Source organism: Paraburkholderia heleia NBRC 101817, from assembly GCF_000739775.1.
Classification (GTDB): Bacteria; Pseudomonadota; Gammaproteobacteria; order Burkholderiales; family Burkholderiaceae; genus Paraburkholderia; species Paraburkholderia heleia.
Map to the genome: position 1 here is coordinate 1 of NZ_BBJH01000095.1, position 1,205 is coordinate 1,205.

Below are 1,205 nucleotides of genomic sequence, written 5' to 3' on the forward strand. Positions count from 1 at the left end.
ACCTGCCTGATTTCTTCGGGCCATTTCAATCTTGGGGAACGGCCTCGGTTGCTTCAGTTGAACAATGCTGCTGCTTGAACTCGTCGGGCGTCAGGTACGCGAGACTAGAATGCGGTCGGATCGTATTGTAGTGGCGCCGCCACTGTTCGATCACGACCTTTGCTTCGGCGCGAGTGCGAAACCACTCAAGACTCAGACACTCGTCGCGGAATTTGCCGTTGAAACTCTCGTCCGCGCCGTTCTGCCACGGCTTGCCCGGATCGCTGAGCGCCATTTCCATGCCGTTTTCGGCAGCCCACTTCAGGATGGCCCTCGACACGAATTCCGGGCCGTTGTCCGAACGCAGATAGCGTGGCGCACCGTGAACGCTGACCAGTTGTGAGAGGACTTCGATCACGCGCTTTGAGCGGATCGATCCTGCAACGTCAATCGCCAGGCTCTCACGGGTGTACTCGTCGATCACGGTCAGACATTTCAGTTGCTGGCCATTCGCGCAGGCGTCGAATACGAAGTCATACGCCCAGACGTGGCGGGCCGCCGTCGCCGGCTGTGGACGGGGGCGACGAATCGACACGCGCCTGCGTGGACGCTTGCGTGGCACCTGCAGACCAGCCAGACGCCACAGTCTCCATGCCCGGTCCGCGCTCATCTCGTGACCCTGGCGCCCCAGAAAGATCTGGATGCGACGGTAGCCGTAACGCGGATATTGCGCCGACAGAATGCTCATTGCTGCGAGCACCGGCGCGTCTCGCACAGCGAGCTTCGATTCGTAGTGCAGCGCCGACCGCGCGACCGACATCAGCGCGCACGCACGTCGCTCCGACAGGCCCCGTTCTTTCGCATAGGCGACCTGCTGGCGTCGGGCGGGCGCGCTCACCACTTTTTTGCGTTGATCTCTTTCATCACGTCCAGTTCGAGATCCCGCTCCGCCAGCATCTTCTTCAGCCGCGCGTTCTCCTGCTCGAGTTGCTTGAGCCGCTTCACATCGGCAGCCTCCAGACCGCCGAAATGTTGCCGCCAGTTGTAGATCGTCTGTTCGCTGATCCCGTGCTTCTTTGCGACCTCGGCAACTGGCGCCTTGTCTGCCTCACGCAGGATCGTGACCATCTGCTCGTCGGTGAACCGGCTCTTCTTCATGACTTCCTTTCTCCGTTGGAAGCCATTCTCTCAAGTTTCAGCTGGTCCGAAAATTCCAGGGCAGGTCA

At 60.5% G+C, this 1,205-nt stretch carries 1 protein-coding gene; it reads right to left on the bottom strand.

Annotated features, from left to right (window positions below):
- Positions 1-25: 25 nt before the first annotated feature.
- Positions 26-1,137 (bottom strand): IS3 family transposase gene (locus tag BHE01S_RS35795; protein WP_157025874.1). Its coding sequence is split into 2 segments (ribosomal slippage): positions 26-888 and positions 888-1,137, totalling 1,113 coding nucleotides; the frame shifts between segments, so codons are not numbered across the junction.
- Positions 1,138-1,205: the final 68 nt, after the last annotated feature.